Origin of the sequence: Streptomyces lavendofoliae (assembly GCF_014649735.1) — a bacterium.
GTDB classification, from domain to species: Bacteria; Actinomycetota; Actinomycetes; order Streptomycetales; family Streptomycetaceae; genus Streptomyces; species Streptomyces lavendofoliae.
Window position 1 is genome coordinate 629,637 of the sequence record NZ_BMTP01000001.1, and the last position, 17,687, is coordinate 647,323.

General features: G+C 72.1%; 17 protein-coding genes. 9 read left to right on the top strand and 8 right to left on the bottom strand.

Features of this window, described 5'->3' with window-relative positions; all coding sequences use genetic code 11:
• Positions 1-38 precede the first annotated feature (38 nt).
• Positions 39-1,244 (bottom strand): phosphoserine phosphatase SerB, encoded by a 1,206-nt coding sequence (gene serB, locus IE109_RS02825; RefSeq protein WP_189548788.1) that lies wholly within the window; start codon positions 1,242-1,244, stop codon positions 39-41.
• Positions 1,245-1,989: 745 nt separating this feature from the next.
• Here serB and IE109_RS02830 point away from each other — a divergent pair.
• Entirely contained in the window at positions 1,990-4,635 is a 2,646-nt protein-coding gene (locus tag IE109_RS02830) for an ABC transporter ATP-binding protein/permease (protein WP_229890470.1), read from the top strand.
• Positions 4,636-4,743: 108 nt separating this feature from the next.
• Here IE109_RS02830 and IE109_RS02835 read toward each other — a convergent pair whose 3' ends face one another.
• The 3 genes from IE109_RS02835 to IE109_RS02845 form a co-directional block, all read right to left on the bottom strand.
• A complete protein-coding gene (locus tag IE109_RS02835; RefSeq protein ID WP_189548790.1) occupies positions 4,744-5,478 on the bottom strand; it encodes a transglycosylase SLT domain-containing protein in 735 nt (244 codons plus the stop codon).
• A 303-nt stretch (positions 5,479-5,781) separates the two neighbouring features.
• Positions 5,782-6,843 carry an S-adenosylmethionine:tRNA ribosyltransferase-isomerase gene (locus IE109_RS02840; RefSeq protein ID WP_189548852.1) on the bottom strand — a complete coding sequence of 354 codons (1,062 nt, stop codon included), beginning with the start codon at positions 6,841-6,843 and terminating at the stop codon, positions 5,782-5,784.
• A gap of 8 nt (positions 6,844-6,851) precedes the next feature.
• Positions 6,852-7,553 carry an SDR family NAD(P)-dependent oxidoreductase gene (locus IE109_RS02845; protein WP_189548791.1) on the bottom strand — a complete coding sequence of 234 codons (702 nt, stop codon included), beginning with the start codon at positions 7,551-7,553 and terminating at the stop codon, positions 6,852-6,854.
• A gap of 180 nt (positions 7,554-7,733) precedes the next feature.
• Here IE109_RS02845 and IE109_RS02850 point away from each other — a divergent pair, with 180 nt between their 5' ends.
• The 3 genes from IE109_RS02850 to IE109_RS02860 all read left to right on the top strand — a co-directional run bounded on the left by IE109_RS02850 (position 7,734) and on the right by IE109_RS02860 (position 9,939).
• Entirely contained in the window at positions 7,734-8,891 is a 1,158-nt protein-coding gene (locus IE109_RS02850) for a GAF domain-containing sensor histidine kinase (RefSeq protein WP_189548792.1), read from the top strand.
• Positions 8,884-9,528 (top strand): response regulator, encoded by a 645-nt coding sequence (locus tag IE109_RS02855; RefSeq protein ID WP_189548793.1) that lies wholly within the window; start codon positions 8,884-8,886, stop codon positions 9,526-9,528. Before IE109_RS02850 ends, IE109_RS02855 begins: the two co-directional genes overlap by 8 nt.
• A gap of 165 nt (positions 9,529-9,693) precedes the next feature.
• Entirely contained in the window at positions 9,694-9,939 is a 246-nt protein-coding gene (locus IE109_RS02860) for a chaplin (RefSeq protein WP_189548794.1), read from the top strand.
• 280 nt (positions 9,940-10,219) lie between these two features.
• Here IE109_RS02860 and IE109_RS02865 read toward each other — a convergent pair whose 3' ends face one another.
• Positions 10,220-11,041 (bottom strand): Rv1486c family protein, encoded by an 822-nt coding sequence (locus tag IE109_RS02865; RefSeq protein WP_189548795.1) that lies wholly within the window; start codon positions 11,039-11,041, stop codon positions 10,220-10,222.
• A gap of 258 nt (positions 11,042-11,299) precedes the next feature.
• Between IE109_RS02865 and IE109_RS02870 the strand changes: the two genes are divergently transcribed.
• From IE109_RS02870 to IE109_RS02885, 4 genes are all read left to right on the top strand, one after another.
• Positions 11,300-12,091 (top strand): ABC transporter ATP-binding protein, encoded by a 792-nt coding sequence (locus tag IE109_RS02870; protein WP_189548796.1) that lies wholly within the window; start codon positions 11,300-11,302, stop codon positions 12,089-12,091.
• A 66-nt stretch (positions 12,092-12,157) separates the two neighbouring features.
• Positions 12,158-12,586 (top strand): NfeD family protein, encoded by a 429-nt coding sequence (locus IE109_RS02875; RefSeq protein WP_189548797.1) that lies wholly within the window; start codon positions 12,158-12,160, stop codon positions 12,584-12,586.
• A gap of 139 nt (positions 12,587-12,725) precedes the next feature.
• Positions 12,726-13,679 (top strand): SPFH domain-containing protein, encoded by a 954-nt coding sequence (locus tag IE109_RS02880; protein WP_189548798.1) that lies wholly within the window; start codon positions 12,726-12,728, stop codon positions 13,677-13,679.
• Positions 13,680-13,755: 76 nt separating this feature from the next.
• Positions 13,756-14,526 carry a sulfite exporter TauE/SafE family protein gene (locus IE109_RS02885; protein ID WP_189548799.1) on the top strand — a complete coding sequence of 257 codons (771 nt, stop codon included), beginning with the start codon at positions 13,756-13,758 and terminating at the stop codon, positions 14,524-14,526.
• 144 nt (positions 14,527-14,670) lie between these two features.
• Here IE109_RS02885 and IE109_RS02890 read toward each other — a convergent pair whose 3' ends face one another.
• The 3 genes from IE109_RS02890 to IE109_RS02900 form a co-directional block, all read right to left on the bottom strand.
• Entirely contained in the window at positions 14,671-15,177 is a 507-nt protein-coding gene (locus tag IE109_RS02890) for an HNH endonuclease (RefSeq protein ID WP_189548800.1), read from the bottom strand.
• Between the two features lie 166 nt (positions 15,178-15,343).
• Positions 15,344-15,880, bottom strand: coding sequence for a YbhB/YbcL family Raf kinase inhibitor-like protein (locus IE109_RS02895; RefSeq protein WP_189548853.1), 537 nt, complete (start codon positions 15,878-15,880; stop codon positions 15,344-15,346).
• A gap of 50 nt (positions 15,881-15,930) precedes the next feature.
• Positions 15,931-16,713, bottom strand: a complete 783-nt coding sequence (locus IE109_RS02900) for a sporulation protein (protein WP_189548801.1) — start codon at positions 16,711-16,713, stop codon at positions 15,931-15,933.
• A gap of 82 nt (positions 16,714-16,795) precedes the next feature.
• Here IE109_RS02900 and IE109_RS02905 point away from each other — a divergent pair, with 82 nt between their 5' ends.
• Entirely contained in the window at positions 16,796-17,437 is a 642-nt protein-coding gene (locus IE109_RS02905) for a DNA-3-methyladenine glycosylase (protein WP_189548802.1), read from the top strand.
• Positions 17,438-17,687: the final 250 nt, after the last annotated feature.

The window sequence follows — 17,687 nt, forward strand, 5'->3', positions numbered from 1 at the left end:
TGCCTGTGCCCGGCGTGCCCCCCCCGCCGGACCGGACGCTAGTCCTGGTCGGCGTCCGCCGCCTCGACCTCTTCGCGGGTGACGCCCAGCAGGTACAGCACCGTGTCCAGGAACGGCACGTTGACGGCGGTGTGCGCCGCCTTGCGCACCACCGGCTTGGCGTTGAAGGCCACGCCCAGACCGGCCGTGTTCAGCATGTCCAGATCGTTGGCGCCGTCACCGATCGCCACCGTCTGCGCGAGCGGTACGCCGGCCTCGGCGGCGAACCGGCGCAGCAGCCGCGCCTTCCCGGCCCGGTCGACCACCTCGCCGGTGACCCGGCCGGTGAGCTTGCCGTCCACGATCTCCAGCGTGTTGGCCGACGCGAAGTCGAGCCCCAGCCGCACCTTCAGATCGTCCGTGACCTGCGTGAAGCCGCCCGAGACCACCCCGACCTGGTAGCCGAGCCGCTTGAGCGTACGGATCAGGGTGCGCGCCCCCGAGGTCAGCCTGACCTCGGACCGCACCTTGTCCACGACCGACTCGTCCAGCCCGGCGAGCAGCGCCACACGCGCGTGCAGCGACTGCTCGAAGTCCAGCTCGCCCCGCATCGCCCGCGCCGTCACCTCGGCGACCTGCTCCTCGCAGCCCGCGTGCGCCGCGAAGAGCTCGATCACCTCGTCCTGGATGAGCGTCGAGTCCACGTCCATGACGACCAGCCGCTGCGCCCTGCGGTGCAGACCCGCCGACACCACCGCCACGTCCACGCCGATCTCGTGCGCCTGCCGGGCCAGCGCGGTGCGCAGCGGCGCCGTCTCCGTACCGGACACCGCGAACTCCACGGCCGTCACCGGGTACTTCGCCAGCCGGAAGATACGGTCGATGTTCCCGCCCGTGCCGGTGATCGTGGCCGCTATGGCGGCGGTGTCCTCGGCCGTCAGCGGGTGACCGAGGACCGTGACGTGCGACCGCCCCGACCCGCGCGGCCGGTTGTCACCCGTACCGGAGATGATCTCCGCCTGGAGATTCAGGGACTCGGCCCAGCTGTGCACGGTGGCCCGAAGCTCGCCCTCGCTGCTCACGGTCGGCTTCGTGACGAGCGCGCACAGAACGATGCGGCCACGGGTCACGACCTGTTCGATGTCGATCACGTCGACGGAGAAGGCGGCCAGGGTGTCGAACAGCCCGGCTGTGATCCCCGGGCGGTCCTTCCCGAAGATCTTGACGAGAAGGGTGGGAACGTCGGAGGTCTGCGATGCGCTCATGGTCCCCCCACCGTATCGGCCCCCACGCGGTCGGGCGCGCCCTGTCCCGAGTGCCGGACACCTGTCCGTCCGCGACCGCCCCGCCGGAACCTGCCGCCCCGCCCCGCCGGCCCCGGCCCCACGCCGCCCGCCCACCCGCACCCGGGCAGCCGCCCCGCCCCCTGAGCCGGCGCTCGGGCAGCCCGCCGGGCGGGGCGGTCGCCGGGCCGGTACGCCCGCACACCCGCCGCGGTCGCCCGGGCCCCCGTCTCCACGCCCCGACCGCACCCGCCGTGCGCGGCCGGCGCGGGCGCGGCGGGCCGACCCCCTTCCCGACGCCACCCGCGGCCGTCCCTGCTCGCGCGCGTCACCTCGCGGTGGCGGGAACGAACCGCCCGCCGTCGCGGTGCCGCGGTGCCCGCCACGGACGGCATCACCCCGCTCATGGCGGTGATCGAGGCCAGGATCACATCGCCGCACCGGTTGCCCCCGCCCCCGCCCCTCCCGGGCGCGCGCATCCCCGAAGAGCCCATCCTTCGTACCGAGTTGCCCGGATCGTGTCCGATGCGTACCCACTCATGGGCACTTGCCGCTCTCCGGGTGCATTTCACCCGGCTCGGTGGCTGGGAGAGGCGGAGCGCCGGAGTGCCTGCGCCCTCTCTTCACACCGCCCGACTTTCGATTACGGTGCCGGGCCTGAAATAGTTCCTCACGATGTTCGCCATCCCTAGACTCCCTGCGACGGGGGGAACTCGGGGGACAAGTAGTGGGGCATGGAGTGCCGGAACTCGTACTGGAATTGAACGGAAGGACCTGGGCTCTCGATCCGTCCAGGTCGTACACCCTCGGACGTGATCCGCAGGGCGACCTCGTGATCGACGACGCAAGGGTCTCGTGGCGACACGCCACGGTCAGCTGGAACGGCCGCAGTTGGGTCATCGAGGACCACGGCTCCACCAACGGCACGTACGTGCAGGGCCAGCGGATCCACCAGATGGAGATCGTTCCCGGCTCCGCCGTGCACCTCGGCAACGCGACCGACGGTCCCCGGGTGAGCCTGACCGACGCCACGGCCGGCGCGGGCGCCTACAGCGCCCAGGCCGCCGCTCCGCAGGCGCAGGCCCAGCAGGCCGCCCACCAGGCGCCGCCGCAGCAGCCCTGGCAGCAGCAGGCCCCGGCCGCACCCCAGCAGGTGCCGCCGCAGCACCAGCCGCCGCAGCACCAGCCGCCGCAGCAGGGCTGGCCCCATCAGGCCCAGCAGCCCCACCAGGCGCAGGCCGCGGCCCCGCCGCACGTCCCGCACCAGCAGCCCGGCCCGGCCGGTCGGCCGGGCCCCGCCGCGCCGCAGGCACAGGCGCCGGGCCACGGCGGCGGTGTCCCGGCGGGGGCCTCGCCGGTCCACGCCGAGCGCAGCCCCACCACCTTCCACCAGCTGGCCCTCGGCCGCGTGATGCGCATCGGTCGTGCGCTCGAGAACGAACTGGTCGTCTCCGACCTCCAGGTCTCGCGCCACCACGCCGAGTTCCACGCCACGCCCGACGGCCGCTTCGAGATCCGCGACCTCGGCTCGCACAACGGCACGTACGTCAACGGTCAGCCGCTCGCCAAGTCCGGCTCGGCCCTCATCGGCCCCAACGACATCGTCGGCGTCGGCCACTCGACGTTCCGGCTCGTCGGTGACCGGCTCGAGGAGTTCGTCGACACCGGTGAGGTCTCCTTCTCGGCCCGCCACCTCACCGTCACGGTCGACGGCGGCAAGCAGATCCTCAAGGACGTCTCGTTCGGCGTCCCGGAGAAGTCGCTCGTCGCGGTCATCGGCCCGTCCGGTTCCGGCAAGTCGACGCTGCTCAAGGCGCTCACCGGGTACCGCCCCGCCAACCAGGGCGACGTCCTCTACGACAACCGGAACCTGTACAAGCAGTTCGCCGAACTCCGCCAGCGCATCGGTCTGGTCCCGCAGGACGACATCCTGCACAAGGAGCTGACCGTCCGCACCGCGCTCCGGTACGCCGCGAAGCTCCGCTTCCCCGCGGACACCACCGCCCAGGAGCGCGAGGCGCGGATCGACGAGGTCCTGCGCGAGCTGAAGCTCGACATCCACAAGACCAAGAAGATCACCGCCCTCTCCGGCGGTCAGCGCAAGCGCGTCTCCGTGGCGCTGGAGCTGCTGACGAAGCCGTCGTTGATCTTCCTGGACGAGCCCACCTCGGGCCTCGACCCGGGCATGGACCGCGACGTCATGCAGCTGCTGCGCGGCCTGGCCGACGACGGCCGCACGGTGCTCGTCGTCACCCACTCCGTGGCCGAGCTGGCGCTGTGCGACAAGCTGCTGGTGATGGCGCCCGGCGGCTCGGTGGCGTACTTCGGCCCGCCGGAGGAGGCGCTCAACTTCTTCGGCTACGACACGTGGGCCGACGTCTTCTCCGCGTTCGAGAACTACCGCGACTACGACTGGGCGGGCCGCTGGAAGGGCTCGCAGCACTACCAGATGTACGCCGCGGACATCGACGCCGTCGCCGCCCAGTCCGTGCAGATGCCGCCGGCCCAGGCCATGCGCCCGCCCAAGCCGCAGGGCTGGGGCGCGCAGCTGTGGACCCTGATCCGCCGCTACCTCTCCGTCATCGCCTCCGACAAGGGCTTCATGGCGCTGATGGTGATTCTGCCCGCAGTCCTCGGCGTGGTCTCCACCCTGATCAGCTCGAACTACGGACTCCGGCCGAGCCCCCGCGGCCCGAACGGCAGCGCCGCCACGATCCTGCTGATCCTGGCCGTCGGCGCGTGCTTCGCCGGCGCCGCCAACTCCGTACGAGAACTGATCAAGGAACGGGTGATCTACGAACGGGAACGGGCCACGGGCCTGTCACGTTCGGCGTACCTGATGTCGAAGGTGATCGTCCTCGGCCTGATCACCATCCTGCAGGGCGCGATCATCGGAGGTATCGGCTTCGGGATGCGCGAGGTACCGGACGAGGGCCTGCTCTTCGGCTCCTCCCTGGTCCGGCTGGAGCTGAGCCTGCCGATCATGGCGCTGGGCTTCACCGCGATGATGTTCGGCCTGATCATTTCCTCGCTGGTGAAGACCGCGGAGAAGACCATGCCGCTGCTGGTGATGTTCGCGATCATCCAGGTCGTCTTCACCGGCTGCCTGTTCACCCTGCACGGCCAGGTCGGCGTCAACGAGTTCTCGTACCTGATGCCGTCCCGCTGGGCCGTCGCCGCCGCCGGAACCACCGCCGACCTCAACCGGCTGTTCCCGAACCAGGACGACCCCACCGACACGGACCCGCTGTGGGACCACGAGGTGGGTCAGTGGATGGTGGACATGGGCGCGCTGCTGGCGCTCGGTGCCCTCTGCGGCGTGATCGTGGCGCGCCTGCTGCGCCGCCACGAGCCGGAGGTCATGCGCAAGTAGCACGGCAGGACGCGTGGACGCGACGCGCCGGAGGGCGGCACCCGCACGGGGTGCCGCCCTCCGGCGTTCGCGAACCGGCCCGACCGGGCCCGGTGGACGCGGCGGGGCTCAGTAGGCGCTGTTCACGTTGTCCATGGAGCCGTAGCGGTCGGCCGCGTAGTTGCAGGCGGCGACGATGTTGGCGACCGGGTCCCACTGGCTCTTCTTGGTGCCGGGGATGTGGTACGTGTCGAACGTCGGCTTGATGACCTGGAGCAGGCCGATCGACGGGACGCCGTTGATGGCGTTGATGTCCCAGTTGTTGATCGCGTTCGGGTTACCGCTGGACTCCCGCATGATGTTGCGGTGGATGCCCTCGTAGGTGCCCGGGATGTTGTGCTTCTTCATGATGAAGAGCGCCTCGCGGATCCAGCCGTCGAGGTTGTCGGCGAACATCGGCTTGCGGGCGGCGGCGCGGCTCGCGGCGGCCTTGGCGGCGGCACGCTTCTCCGCGGCGGCCTCGGCCTTCGCCTTGGCGGCGGCCCGGGCCTTGGCGGCGGCCTGCGCCTTGACGGCGGCGGCGGCCTTGGCCTTCGCGGCGGCGTCGGCCTTGGCCTTCAGCTCGATGGTGGTCTGCTGCTCGGTGATGCCGAGGTGCAGCGGCTTGCTCTGGGTGTTCACCAGCGCGACCGGAGCGGCAGCGGCGGCGGCGACGGCCTGCGGCTCCGTCTCGGCGGCGGCGTCGTTGCCCGGAACGACGGAGAACGCGAGCGCGGCGGCGCTCAGCGTGGCAACGCCGGCGAGGGAAAGCTTGTGGTTCTTCTTGAGACGGCTGAAGCCGGGGCGGGTGCTGTTCGCGGACATGCAGTCGTACCTCTTCGAATCGCGGGACGTCGCAAGGCCAGGGCGGCGCTTCGCCTGCTCGGCGGGCGACGGATGCAATTCTTAGCGGCAGCAAAATCCTGGGGCAAAGGTGTGACGTACGAAGCCGGGTAGTGGATCAGCGGGTCCCGGAGAGCGCCTCCGGACCCGCTGCGCACCCGCTCCACCAGCACTCATCTCGTGCTTATGTGCACCACTAGCCGTCTTCGTAAGTGACCTGGGTCCTATGTGCGGGCTCACATCGGACACGTAACGGTTTCACCATCTGTTGCACGAGCAATGCTCTCAGTGAGGACCCTCCTCCGGGAGGAGGAGATGGACGTCGCCGAACTCGTGCCAGAGGTAGCGCCGCCTCAGCGCCTCGGCGTACGCCCGCCCCAGCGCCACCCGCCCCGCCACCGCCTCCAGCATCAGCAGATGCGACGCCTCGGGCTCGTGCAGCCCGGTCAGCAGACCGTCCACCGCGCGCACCCCGCGCCCCGGCGTCACCACCAGATCCGTCCAGCCCGCCGCCGGGCGCACCACCCCGTCGTCCCCGGCCGCCGACTCCAGCGCCCGTACCGCGGTCGTCCCCACGGCGACGATCCGCCCGCCCCCCGCCCGGGCCGCGCCGACCAGCCACGCGGACGCCTCCGGCACCTCGAAGCGCTCCGGGTACGGCGGCTCGTGCGCCTCCGCGGACGCCACCCCCGTGTGCAGCGTCACCGGCGCGAACTGCACGCCCCGGCTCACCAGCTCCGCCACCATGCCCGCCGTGAAGGGCCGCCCCGCGCTCGGCATCTCCGCCGAACCCGAGCCGTCCGGCGACGGGCGCGCGAAGACCGTCTGGTACGCGGACAGCGGCTGGTCCCGCTCCGTGTACCCGTACCGGACGGGACGCCCGTACCCCGCCAGCAGCTCCGGCACCTCCACCGACACCGAGGCCCACCACAGCCGCCCCGCCCCCGGCGCGCCGGCCACCAGCGGCTCCTCCAGCACCAGCCGCCCCCCGCCCGGCAACCGCACCACGGCCCCCACCGGCCCGCCCCGCCGCGGACGCGTGCTGCCCCTCCCGTCCGGGTCCCGCAGCTCCACCGCCCACCGGCCGTCGTCCCCCCGCGTGGAGAAGTGCACGACCACGACACCGCCGCCGTCCCCGCCGAGCCTCCCGGTCACCGCGGCCGCCAGCGTCGGCGACGTGTTCACCACCAGCACGTCACCCGCCCGCAGCAGCCCCGGCAGCTCCCGGAACGCGTGGTGCGACACCGCCGGCCCGCGCGACACCATCAGCCGCACGTCGTCCCGCCCCGCGCCCCGCTCCTCGGCCGGCACCCGCGCGGACAGCTCCTCCGGCACCCGCAGGGCCATCGACGTGCTCACGCGTCCACCTCCAGCAGCGCCGGCGCCACGTACCGCCCGCTCGCCGGCCGCCGCGCCAGCAGCCGCAGGAACGCCGGCACCACCGACTCCGGACGGGGACGGCCGGAGTCGTCGTCCGCCGGGACGGCGGCCCGGTACAGGTCCGTCCGCATGTCGCCCGGGTCGACCGCCCACACCCGCAGCCCCGGCTCCTCGACGGCCAGGACCGCCGCGAGCCGGTCCAGCGCCGCCTTCGACGCCCCGTAGCCGCCCCACGTCCCGTACGCCTCCACCGCCGCGTCCGAACTGACCGCGACCACCGTCCCCGCCCCGCTCGCCCGCAGCAGCGGCAGCGCCTCCTGCACGAGGCCGAGAGCGCCCACCACGTTCGTCTCCAGCGCCGCCCGCAACCCGTCCAGCGGCAGCGCGTCCAGCCGTACGAGCGGCTCGGCACCCAGCGCGCTCGCATTGCTCACCAGCAGGTCCAGCCCGCCCAGCTCCCGCGCGGCCGCCACCAGTGCCGCCCGGTGCCACCCGTCCGTGACGTCCCCCCGCAGTGCCACCACCCGCGTCCCGTGCGCCCGCACCTCCCGCGCGGCCTCCTCCAGCACGGGGCCGGTCCTGGCGTCCAGCACCAGGTCCCAGCCCTGCCGGGCCAGCGCGACGGCCAGTGCCCTCCCCAGCCCCTTGGAAGCCCCCGTGACGATCGCGACTGCCATGACACCCATCCCCTCGCAAAGCGCGGACAACCGATGCCCTCAGCCTGGAGCGGTCCCCCCGCCCGCCGCTTCGGCCCCGAGCCCGGACCTCCGGGGCCCTTCGACCTAGGCCCTCCGCCCCACCTCGCCGCCGTCCCCGGTCCGATACGGACCGTCACACCCCGCCGGTACCGTGAACGCATGACCGATCGACCGCCCGGCTCCGGCCTCGCCGCCGTCAGCACCGCCCTGCTCGCGATGAGCAGGCACCTGGAGGTCCGCGACGTCCTCAAGACGATCGTGGCCTCCGCCCGCGAGCTGCTCGACGCCGAGTACGCGGCCCTGGGCGTCCCCGACGACCACGGGGGGTTCGCCCAGTTCGTCGTGGACGGCGTCAGCGAGGAACAGTGGAAGGCGATCGGCCCCCTGCCGCGCCAGCACGGCATCCTGGCGGCGATGCTCCACGAGGCGAAGCCCGAGCGCCTGGCCGACGTCCGCAAGGACCCCCGCTTCGAGGGCTGGCCGGCCGCCCACCCCGACATGTCCGACTTCCTGGGCCTGCCGATCCGCGACGGCGACGAGACGATCGGCGCCCTGTTCCTCGCCAACAAGGGCTGCCCCGAGGGCCCCGCCCCGGAGGGCGGCTGCGGCTTCACCGAGGACGACGAGGAACTGCTCGGCATCCTGGCCCAGCACGCCGCGATAGCCCTCACCAACGCCCGGCTGTACGAGCGCAGCCGGGAGCTCACCATCGCCGAGGAGCGCTCGCGGCTCGCCCACGAGCTGCACGACGCGGTCAGCCAGAAGCTGTTCTCCCTGCGCCTCACCGCCCAGGCGGCCGCCGCCCTCGTCGACCGCGACCCGGCCCGCGCCAAGGGCGAGCTCCAGCAGGTCGCCGCGCTGGCCGCCGAGGCGGCGGACGAGCTGCGCGCCGCGGTCGTCGAGCTGCGCCCCGCCGCGCTGGACGAGGACGGCCTGGTCCACACCCTCCGCACCCAGATACAGGTGCTGGACCGCGCCCACACCGCCCACGTCACCTTCGACAGCTCGGGCGTGCGCGCCCTGCCGGCCGCCCAGGAGGAGGCCGTGCTGCGGGTCGCCCAGGAAGCCCTGCACAACGCCCTGCGCCACTCGGGCGCCGAACGGGTCGCCGTGACCCTCGTACGGCACGGCCAGGGCGCGCTGCTCAGCGTCACCGACGACGGCGGCGGCTTCGACCCGCGCTCGGTCCGGCGGGCGGGCCGCCACCTCGGCCTGGTCTCCATGCGGGACCGGTCGAGCGGCGTCGGCGGCAGACTCACCGTCCAGTCCGCGCCCGGGAAGGGCACCACGATCGAGATGGAGGTCCCCGGTGGCTGACAAGACCATCCGCGTCCTGCTGGTCGACGACCACCAGGTGGTCCGCCGTGGCCTGCGCACGTTCCTGGAGGTCCAGGACGACATCGAGGTCGTGGGGGAGGCGGGCGACGGCGCCGAGGGAGTGGAGCGCGCCGAGGAACTGCGCCCCGACGTGGTCCTCATGGACGTCAAGATGCCCGGGACGGACGGCATCGAGGCCCTGCGCAAGCTGCACGAGCTGGGCAACCCCGCCAAGGTGCTGATCGTCACCAGCTTCACCGAGCAGCGCACGGTGATCCCCGCGCTGCGGGCGGGCGCCTCGGGCTACGTCTACAAGGACGTCGACCCGGACGCGCTGGCCGGCGCCATCCGCTCCGTGCACGCCGGCCACGTCCTGCTCCAGCCGGAGGTGGCCATGGCGCTGCTCTCGCAGGAGGAGGCGAACGGCGGCACGGGCCGGGGCGGCACCCTCACCGAGCGGGAACGTGAGGTGCTCGGCCTGATCGCGGACGGCCGTTCCAACCGGGAGATCGCCCGGGCCCTGGTCCTCTCCGAGAAGACCGTCAAGACGCACGTCTCCAACATCCTGATGAAGCTGGACCTCGCCGACCGCACCCAGGCCGCGCTCTGGGCGGTGCGCCACGGCCTGACCGGCTGACCGGCTGACCGGAGGCGGTGGGGTCAACCCGTGCGTCACCCCCGGGTCGAAATTCATACTGTCGGGTGTACGTCACCCACTCGGCGTAACCGGGGCGCCGCCTGTCCGTTCTCCATGGCGTGCCGCGGTGATCGCCGCGGCGGTAGTCGACGGAGGATGTGCGAAGTGAAGAACCTGAAGAGGGCCGCAGCTGTCACCATGGTCGCCGGCGGGCTCGTGGCCGCCGCCGCGGGCGCCGCGTCCGCCACCAGCGGTGCCCACGCGGACGGCGCGGCGATCGGATCGCCCGGCGTCGCGTCCGGCAACCTGGTTCAGGTCCCGGTCCACGTCCCGGTGAACGTCTCGGGCAACAGCGTCAACGTGATCGGCCTTCTCAACCCGGCCTTCGGCAACGCCGCCGTCAACCACTGACGCCGGAAGCCGCCCGGCCCCCAGCCCCACCTGGGGGCCGCCCCGCCCCGCAGCGGAACCCCGGGCCCCCCACGAGCCCCGGCCCCCACCCCACCGGCCACCCCTCCACGCCGGGCCCCCCGCCGGCCCGGCGTGCGCCACGGCTCAGCGGCGCCCCGGGCAGGCCCGGCCCCCACCGGCCCGGACGCCCGCCCCCACCGGGCCGGGACGCCCCCACCGGGCGAGCCACGCCGCCGCAAGGCATCCGCCCCGCTCCGCATCCCCGCCCGGCCCCCACTCCTCACCCCCGGTCGCGCTCGCGCTCCTCCACCCACGCGTTGAACGCCGCCACCTGCGCCCGCCTGGCCACCCGCTCCACCGGACGCAGCGCCTCCGCGCGGGCCGCCATCTCCGAGGCGCTCACCGCCCCGCCGTGCGCGCCCCCCGTGCCGTACGCGGGCGAGTACGCCAGCGAGATCAGCAGCCCCACCCGCTGCGCCAGCTCCAGCACCCGTACCGCCCGCGGCGGATATCCGGGCGCCAGCACCTCGCGCCCCGCCTCCGCCCTCGCCCGGTACGCGTCCAGCGCCGCCTCGGCCACGGGCCCCGACGCCGCCACGTCCAGCCGCGTCAGAACCACCGTGGCCTCCCGCAGCGCCTCCGCCAGCTCCCGCTCCGCCTCCCCGAGCGACGGCACGTCCGCCGGCGGCGCCTCCCGTACCGGCAGGCAGTGCCAGACCACCTCCACATGCGTGTCCTCGGGACGCTCCGCACCGTCCGGCCCCGCCTCGTACACCTCCGGTACGAGGCCGAAAGGCGCCCCGTACCCGACGACCGCCTCCTCCACCTCCAGCGCCCGGGCGTTGAACTCCGGCGGCCCGCTCAGCCCCAGCGGGTGACCCGGCGCCGGCAGCGCCACCCGCCACCCCGCGACCCCGAGCGCCCGCAGCCTGCCAAGCGCCAGCGTCAGACCGACCGGCCCCGCCTCACCGGGCAGCCCCTCCACCCGGTGCACCGCGTCGTCCCCGACGATCGCGAGCACGGCCTCATCCGGCGACACCAACCCGGCCAGCAGGGAGTTCCCCCATGCGGCCAACCGTCCTGAACGTGGTTCCGAAAGCATCCCCCCACCCTAGGCACTCTCCCGGCCGGACCCGGGCGGTCCGCGAAGGTCCGCACACCGGGACGGAGCAGCGCCGCCCGGCCCGGCCCGTCGGCGCCCCAGGGGCGAAGGCCACCACCGCACACCGGGCGGGACCCCGGGCCAAAGGAGACCTAAGGACCGGGTCGCGCCACCAGTGGCGTAGGTTTTCCCCTGGGAGCTTCGCCCACAGGCGCAAGCGACGACGAGACTCGACCGCATAGGGGAGACAACGCGCTCATGAGCGATGTACTGGAGCTGGTGGACGTATCCGTGGTCCGCGACGGACGTGCTCTGGTGGAAGACGTCTCCTGGTCGGTCAAGGAAGGCGAGCGCTGGGCCATCCTCGGCCCCAACGGCGCCGGCAAGACCACCCTCCTCAACGTCGCCTCCAGCTACCTCTACCCGAGCTCCGGCACCGCCCGCATCCTGGGCGACCAGCTCGGCAAGGTCGACGTCTTCGACCTCCGCCCGCGCATCGGCATGGCCGGTATCGCCATGGCCGAGAAGCTGCCCAAGCGGCAGACCGTCCTCCAGACCGTCCTCACCGCCGCGTACGGCATGACGGCCACCTGGCACGAGAGGTACGACGCCGTCGACGAGGACCGCGCCCGCGCCTTCCTCGACCGCCTCGGCATGACCGAGTACCTCGACCGCACGTTCGGCACCCTCTCCGAGGGCGAACGCAAGCGCACCCTGATCGCCCGCGCCATGATGACCGACCCCGAGCTGCTGCTCCTGGACGAGCCGGCCGCCGGTCTCGACCTCGGCGGCCGCGAGGACCTGGTGCGCCGTCTCGGACGCCTCGCCCGTGACGCGTACGCCCCCTCCATGATCATGGTCACCCACCACGTCGAGGAGATCCCGCCGGGCTTCACCCACGTCCTGATGATCCGTCAGGGCAAGGTGCTCGCCGCCGGACCGGTGGAGATGGAGCTGACCTCCCGCAACCTCTCCCACTGCTTCGGCCTGCCGCTCGTCGTCGAGCGCGTCGGCGACCGTTACACCGCACAGGGCCTTCCCCTGTCGTAGAGGGGCGCGGCACCCGCCCCCACCGCGCCCTGTCGGCGACCCGACCCCCGCACCTACCATGACCACGTGGACATCGACGCATGGGTCTGGTGGCTGATCGGCGCGGTGGGACTCGGCATCCCGCTCGTACTGACCGCGATGCCGGAATTCGGAATGCTGTCCGTCGGAGCCGTCGCCGGGGCCGTCACCGCGGCCCTCGGCTTCGGCGTGGTCGCCCAGGTGGTGGTCTTCGCCGCCGTCTCCGTCGCCCTCATCGCGGTGGTACGCCCCATCGCGGCCCGCCACCGCGACGGGCGGCCCCAACACGCCACCAACATCGACGCCCTGAGGGGTCGTCAGGCCGTCGTCCTCGAACGCGTCGACGGCGGCGGTGGCCGTATCAAGCTGGCCGGCGAGGTCTGGTCCGCCCGCGCCCTCGACACCGAGCAGGTCTTCGAACCGGGCCGCCAGGTGGACGTGGTCGAGATCGACGGAGCGACCGCCGTGGTGATGTGATGGGGCATCAGGCGCAGGAACCCGGTCAACTCCCGCGGAACGGCGCACACGCGACCCCGCCGTCTGCGAAACTCGATCATCGAACCGACCGGCAACGAACCGGCAGACAACCGGCAGCGAAGGGCACGGGGAACACACGATGCCATCAGTCATCATCGTCCTGGTCATCCTGGTGGTGCTCGTCTTCATCGCCCTGATCAAGACGATCCAGGTCATCCCGCAGGCCAGCGCCGCCATCGTCGAGCGCTTCGGCCGCTACACCCGCACCCTCAACGCGGGACTGAACATCGTCGTCCCGTTCATCGACTCGATCCGCAACCGGATCGACCTGCGCGAACAGGTCGTCCCCTTCCCGCCCCAGCCGGTGATCACCCAGGACAACCTGGTCGTGAACATCGACACCGTCATCTACTACCAGGTGACCGACGCCCGCGCCGCGACCTACGAGGTCGCCAGCTACATCCAGGCCATCGAGCAGCTCACCGTCACCACCCTCCGCAACATCATCGGCGGCATGGACCTGGAGCGGACCCTGACCTCCCGCGAGGAGATCAACGCCGCCCTCCGCGGCGTCCTCGACGAGGCCACCGGCAAGTGGGGCATCCGCGTCAACCGCGTCGAGCTCAAGGCCATCGAGCCCCCGACCTCCATCCAGGACTCGATGGAGAAGCAGATGCGCGCCGACCGCGACAAGCGCGCCGCGATCCTCACCGCCGAAGGCATCCGGCAGTCCCAGATCCTCACCGCCGAGGGCGAGAAGCAGTCCGCCATCCTCCGCGCCGAGGGTGAGGCCAAGGCCGCGGCCCTGCGTGCCGAGGGCGAGGCGCAGGCGGTCCGCACGGTCTTCGAAGCCATCCACGCCGGCGACCCCGACCAGAAGCTCCTGTCCTACCAGTACCTCCAGATGCTCCCGAAGATCGCCGAGGGCGACGCCAACAAGCTCTGGATCGTCCCCAGCGAGATCGGCGACGCCCTCAAGGGCCTCTCCGGCGCCTTCGGCAACCTCGGCGGCGGCGCCCCCGGCTTCAACACCGGTGGCACCGGCAAGGAACGCCCCCCGGCGCAGCGCCGCGAAGAGCCCCCGGTCGACTGACGGCCCCTCCCTTCGTGCATGATCAGTGCACCAAGCACCGACCCCGCAAGCACTGATCCTGCACGGAGGGCACAGCGTGACGATCTGGGAAATGCTCGCCGTCTTCGCCGCGGGCATCGGCGCCGGCACGATCAACACCATCGTGGGATCGGGAACACTGATCACCTTCCCGGTCCTGGTCGCCACCGGCCTCCCACCGGTCACCGCCACCGTCTCCAACGCGCTCGGCCTGATCCCCGGCTCCATCAGCGGGGCCATCGGCTACCGCGCCGAACTGGCCGGCCAGCGCCGCCGCATCCTGCGCCTGAGCGCCGCCGCCGCCACCGGAGGACTCTGCGGAGCCGTACTGCTCCTGCTCCTGCCCTCCACCGCCTTCGAGACCATCGTCCCGGTCCTGGTCGCCCTGGCCCTGGTGCTGGTCCTCCTGCAACCCCGCATCTCCCGGGCCGTCCGTCGCCGCCGCGAACGCGAAGGCAGCCGCGGCAACCCCGACGGCGGCCCGCTCCTCTTCGCCGGTCTTCTCCTCGCCAGCGTCTACGGCGGCTACTTCACCGCCGCCCAGGGGATCATCTACCTCTCCCTCATGGGCATGCTGCTGCACGACACCATGCAGCGTCTCAACGCGACCAAGAACGTCCTCGCGGCGGTCGTCAACACCATCGCCGCGCTCTTCTTCCTCTTCGTCGCCCACTTCGACTGGACGGCGGTCCTGCTCATCGCCGTCGGCTCCACCATCGGCGGTCAGATCGGCGCCAAGGTCGGCCGCCGCCTCCCGCCGGCCGTCCTGCGCGGCGTGATCATCGTCGTCGGTGTCCTCGCGATCATCCAGCTCACCACCAGGGGATGACCCCACGGCGGCGCCTTCCGCCACACCGGTACGCCGGCGCCCGCACGACGAAGTCCGCCCCGGTCCGACGACGGGACGGACTCCGGTCCCTCAACCACCCGGGGGCCGCGACCCACCGCAGCTCCCCGGATCACCCGTGGCGGCTCACGCGGCCGCCGAGGAGAGCCAGTCCGGCAGACCCGCCCGGTCCCGCGCGCCGAGCGCCAGCAGCATCGCGTCGGCCGGCGACGGTATGAACGGCTCGTGCAGCAGCGGCATCCCGGCCTGCTCCGGCGTACGGTCCGCCTTGCGGTGATTGTCCTCCGCGCAGGACGCCACCGTGTTCAGCCAGTTGTCCCCGCCACCCTGCGCCCGTGGAACCACGTGGTCCACGGTCGTCGCGCGCCTTCCGCAGTACGCGCACCTGTGCTGGTCCCGTACCAGCACACCCCGCCTCGACCACGGGGCCTGTCTTCGGAACGGCACCCTGACGTACCGGCACAACCTGATCACCCGGGGCACCGGGAGCTCGACGGCGGCGGCACGCATGCGCAGACGGGGATGCTCCTGCTCGACCACGGCCTTGTCCTGGAGTACGAGCACCACCGCACGGTTGAGCGTCACCGTCGAAAGCGGCTCGAAGCTGGCGTTGAGTACCAGGGTGTCCCGCATCCTGCCCACCTCCCGTGTGCCGGCCCTGCCCTTGGTGGCGGGCCTGGGGCTGGGAACCAACTCTGGCCGGGCGCGCCGGGTTGGACAACGCAATATCCGTGCGCAACGAAAGATGCCCGCTCCTGATCTCTCCAAGACCAGGAGCGGGCAAACAAAAAGCGAACGGTCAGCTCTCCGCGGGCTCCGCGTAATGACCGATCAGCTGCGCACGCGCCAGGGTGTGGAACCGGAGGTTGAACCCGACCACGGCGGGGGAGGCGTCCGCGTCCGGACCGAGCTTCTCGGAGTCCACCGCGTACACGGTGAAGACGTAACGGTGGTCCTCGCCCGCCGGCGGCGCGGCACCGCCGAAGTCCTTCGACCCGTAGTCGTTGCGGACGTGCACGGCCCCGTCGGGAAGCCCTTCGAACTTCCCGCCGCCCGCACCCGCCGGCAGCTCGGTCACCGACGCGGGGATGTCGAACAGCACCCAGTGCCAGAATCCGCTGCCGGTGGGCGCGTCCGGGTCGAAGCACGTCACGGCGAAGCTCTTGGTCTCCGCGGGGAAGCCCTCCCACCGCAGCTGCGGCGAGGTGTTCCCCCTGGCGTACACCTGCCCGTCCGCCAGCACGGCTCCCGGCGCGATGTCGTCGCTCACCACGGTGAACGACGGCACCTGCGGATGGAAGTCGTGGGGGAGCGGCGCCCTCTTCTCCCTGCCCACGGTCACGTCAGAACCTCCGTCTCGCTGTTCCTCGATGGTCCCTGCCGAGCCTAGAGCCAGTTCCGGCGCCCACCCACATCGGCGAGCCACTGGTTCAGGTAGGCGGCCCAGTCCGTGGTGTGGAAGTCGGTCAGCCCCACCGTGAACGCCCGGTAGGAGTCGCTGCTCTCGCTGAACAGCCCCGGCTTCTTGTCCATCTCCAGGACGACGTCCATCTCGCGCTCGTCGGCGATGAACGTCAGCTCCACCTGGTTCAGCCCCCGGTACTGCTGCGGCGGCAGGAACTCGATCTCCTGGTAGAACGGCAGCCGCTGCCGGGTCCCGCGGATGTGCCCGCGCTCCATGTCGGCGCTCTTGAACCGGAAGCCCAGCTGGATGAACGCGTCCAGGATCGCCTGCTGCGCCGGGAGCGGATGCACGTTGATCGCGTCCAGGTCGCTGGAGTCCACCGCCCGCGCGATCTCCAGCTCGGTCGACACCCCGATGTCCATCCCCCGCAGGTGCTGCCCGGCGATCATGGTGACCGGTGTCTCCCACGGGATGTCCAGACCGAACGGCACCACGTGCACGGCCCCGGCCTGCACCTCGAAGGCCCCACCGAGCCGCACCTTCGTGAACTCGATGTCCTGCTTGACCTCCTGGTCACCACCCTCGACCTCGACCCGCGCCTGCAGACCGACGGACAGCCCCTCGATCCGCTGGTCCACCGAGCCGCCCTGGATGCGCACCTCACCCTGGACGACCCCACCGGGCACCACGTTCGCCTCGGTGAGCACGGTCTCGACCGACGCACCCCCCGCGCCCAGGCTCGCGAGCAGCTTCTTGAACCCCATGTTCACTCCTTTTCGGATCCTGACCCCTGCATACGCGCATACGCGTAAGGCCCGCGGCCGGTTCCCAGTACGCTCGTACGACATGATCGAGAGCTCCGACCGTACGCCGCTGCCGCGGGACTTCTTCGACCGCCCCGTACTGGAGGTCGCCCCGGACCTGCTGGGCCGCACCCTCGTACGCCTGACGGACGACGGCCCCATCGAGCTCCGCCTCACCGAGGTGGAGGCGTACGCGGGCGAGGCCGACCCAGGCTCCCACGCCTACCGGGGCCGCACCGCCCGCAACGCCGTGATGTTCGGTCCCCCCGGCCACGCGTACGTCTACTTCACCTACGGCATGTGGCACTGCCTGAACCTGGTGTGCGGACCCGAGGGATTCGCGAGCGGTGTGCTGCTCCGCGCCGGTGAGGTCCGAGTCGGCCAGGAACTCGCCCGCAAACGTCGAGTCTCGGCCCGGTACGACAAGGAACTGGCCAAAGGCCCGGCCCGCCTCGCCACTGCCCTGGACGTGGACCGCACCCTGGACGGCACCGACGCCTGCGCCGGCCCCGAGTCCCCGCTCTCCGTCCTCACCGGCACCCCGGTCCCTCCCGACCAGGTCCTCACCGGGCCCCGCACCGGTGTCGGCGGCGACGGGGCCACCCACCCCTGGCGCTTCTGGATCGACGGCGACCCCACCGTGAGCCCCTACCGGGCCCACGCACCGCGCCGCAGGAGGGCTTGACTTGGGGCGCCGAACGGCCTAGTGTCTACCGAGCTGCAAGAGCTGGGCCTGCCGTTCCAGGCACCCCAGGGGCAGCCACCCACCACCCAGATCGATCTCCCCAAAAGGGTTCTCCTTTCGGCATGTCCGAAACGGAATTCCAGCGGCCCGATTATGAGCCGCAGGGGAAATGGTCTAAAGTGGTGGCACGCCGAAAGGCAAAGGCCCTCCAACGGCCACCGGAAACAGAATCCGAACCGGAAACGGAACG

Bases quoted from the DNA above. Each gene is read 5' to 3' on its own strand.
- IE109_RS02840 (WP_189548852.1), bottom strand. From the start codon at position 6,843: ATGGCCCTGCGGGTGCCGGAGGAGCTGTCCGCGCGGGTGCCGGCCGAG.
- serB (WP_189548788.1), bottom strand. From the start codon at position 1,244: ATGAGCGCATCGCAGACCTCCGACGTTCCCACCCTTCTCGTCAAGATC.
- IE109_RS02890 (WP_189548800.1), bottom strand. From the start codon at position 15,177: ATGCGGGACACCCTGGTACTCAACGCCAGCTTCGAGCCGCTTTCGACG.
- IE109_RS02905 (WP_189548802.1), top strand. From the start codon at position 16,796: ATGATCGAGAGCTCCGACCGTACGCCGCTGCCGCGGGACTTCTTCGAC.
- IE109_RS02865 (WP_189548795.1), bottom strand. From the start codon at position 11,041: ATGCTTTCGGAACCACGTTCAGGACGGTTGGCCGCATGGGGGAACTCC.
- IE109_RS02835 (WP_189548790.1), bottom strand. From the start codon at position 5,478: ATGTCCGCGAACAGCACCCGCCCCGGCTTCAGCCGTCTCAAGAAGAAC.
- IE109_RS02880 (WP_189548798.1), top strand. From the start codon at position 12,726: ATGCCATCAGTCATCATCGTCCTGGTCATCCTGGTGGTGCTCGTCTTC.
- IE109_RS02900 (WP_189548801.1), bottom strand. From the start codon at position 16,713: ATGGGGTTCAAGAAGCTGCTCGCGAGCCTGGGCGCGGGGGGTGCGTCG.
- IE109_RS02870 (WP_189548796.1), top strand. From the start codon at position 11,300: ATGAGCGATGTACTGGAGCTGGTGGACGTATCCGTGGTCCGCGACGGA.
- IE109_RS02845 (WP_189548791.1), bottom strand. From the start codon at position 7,553: ATGGCAGTCGCGATCGTCACGGGGGCTTCCAAGGGGCTGGGGAGGGCA.
- IE109_RS02850 (WP_189548792.1), top strand. From the start codon at position 7,734: ATGACCGATCGACCGCCCGGCTCCGGCCTCGCCGCCGTCAGCACCGCC.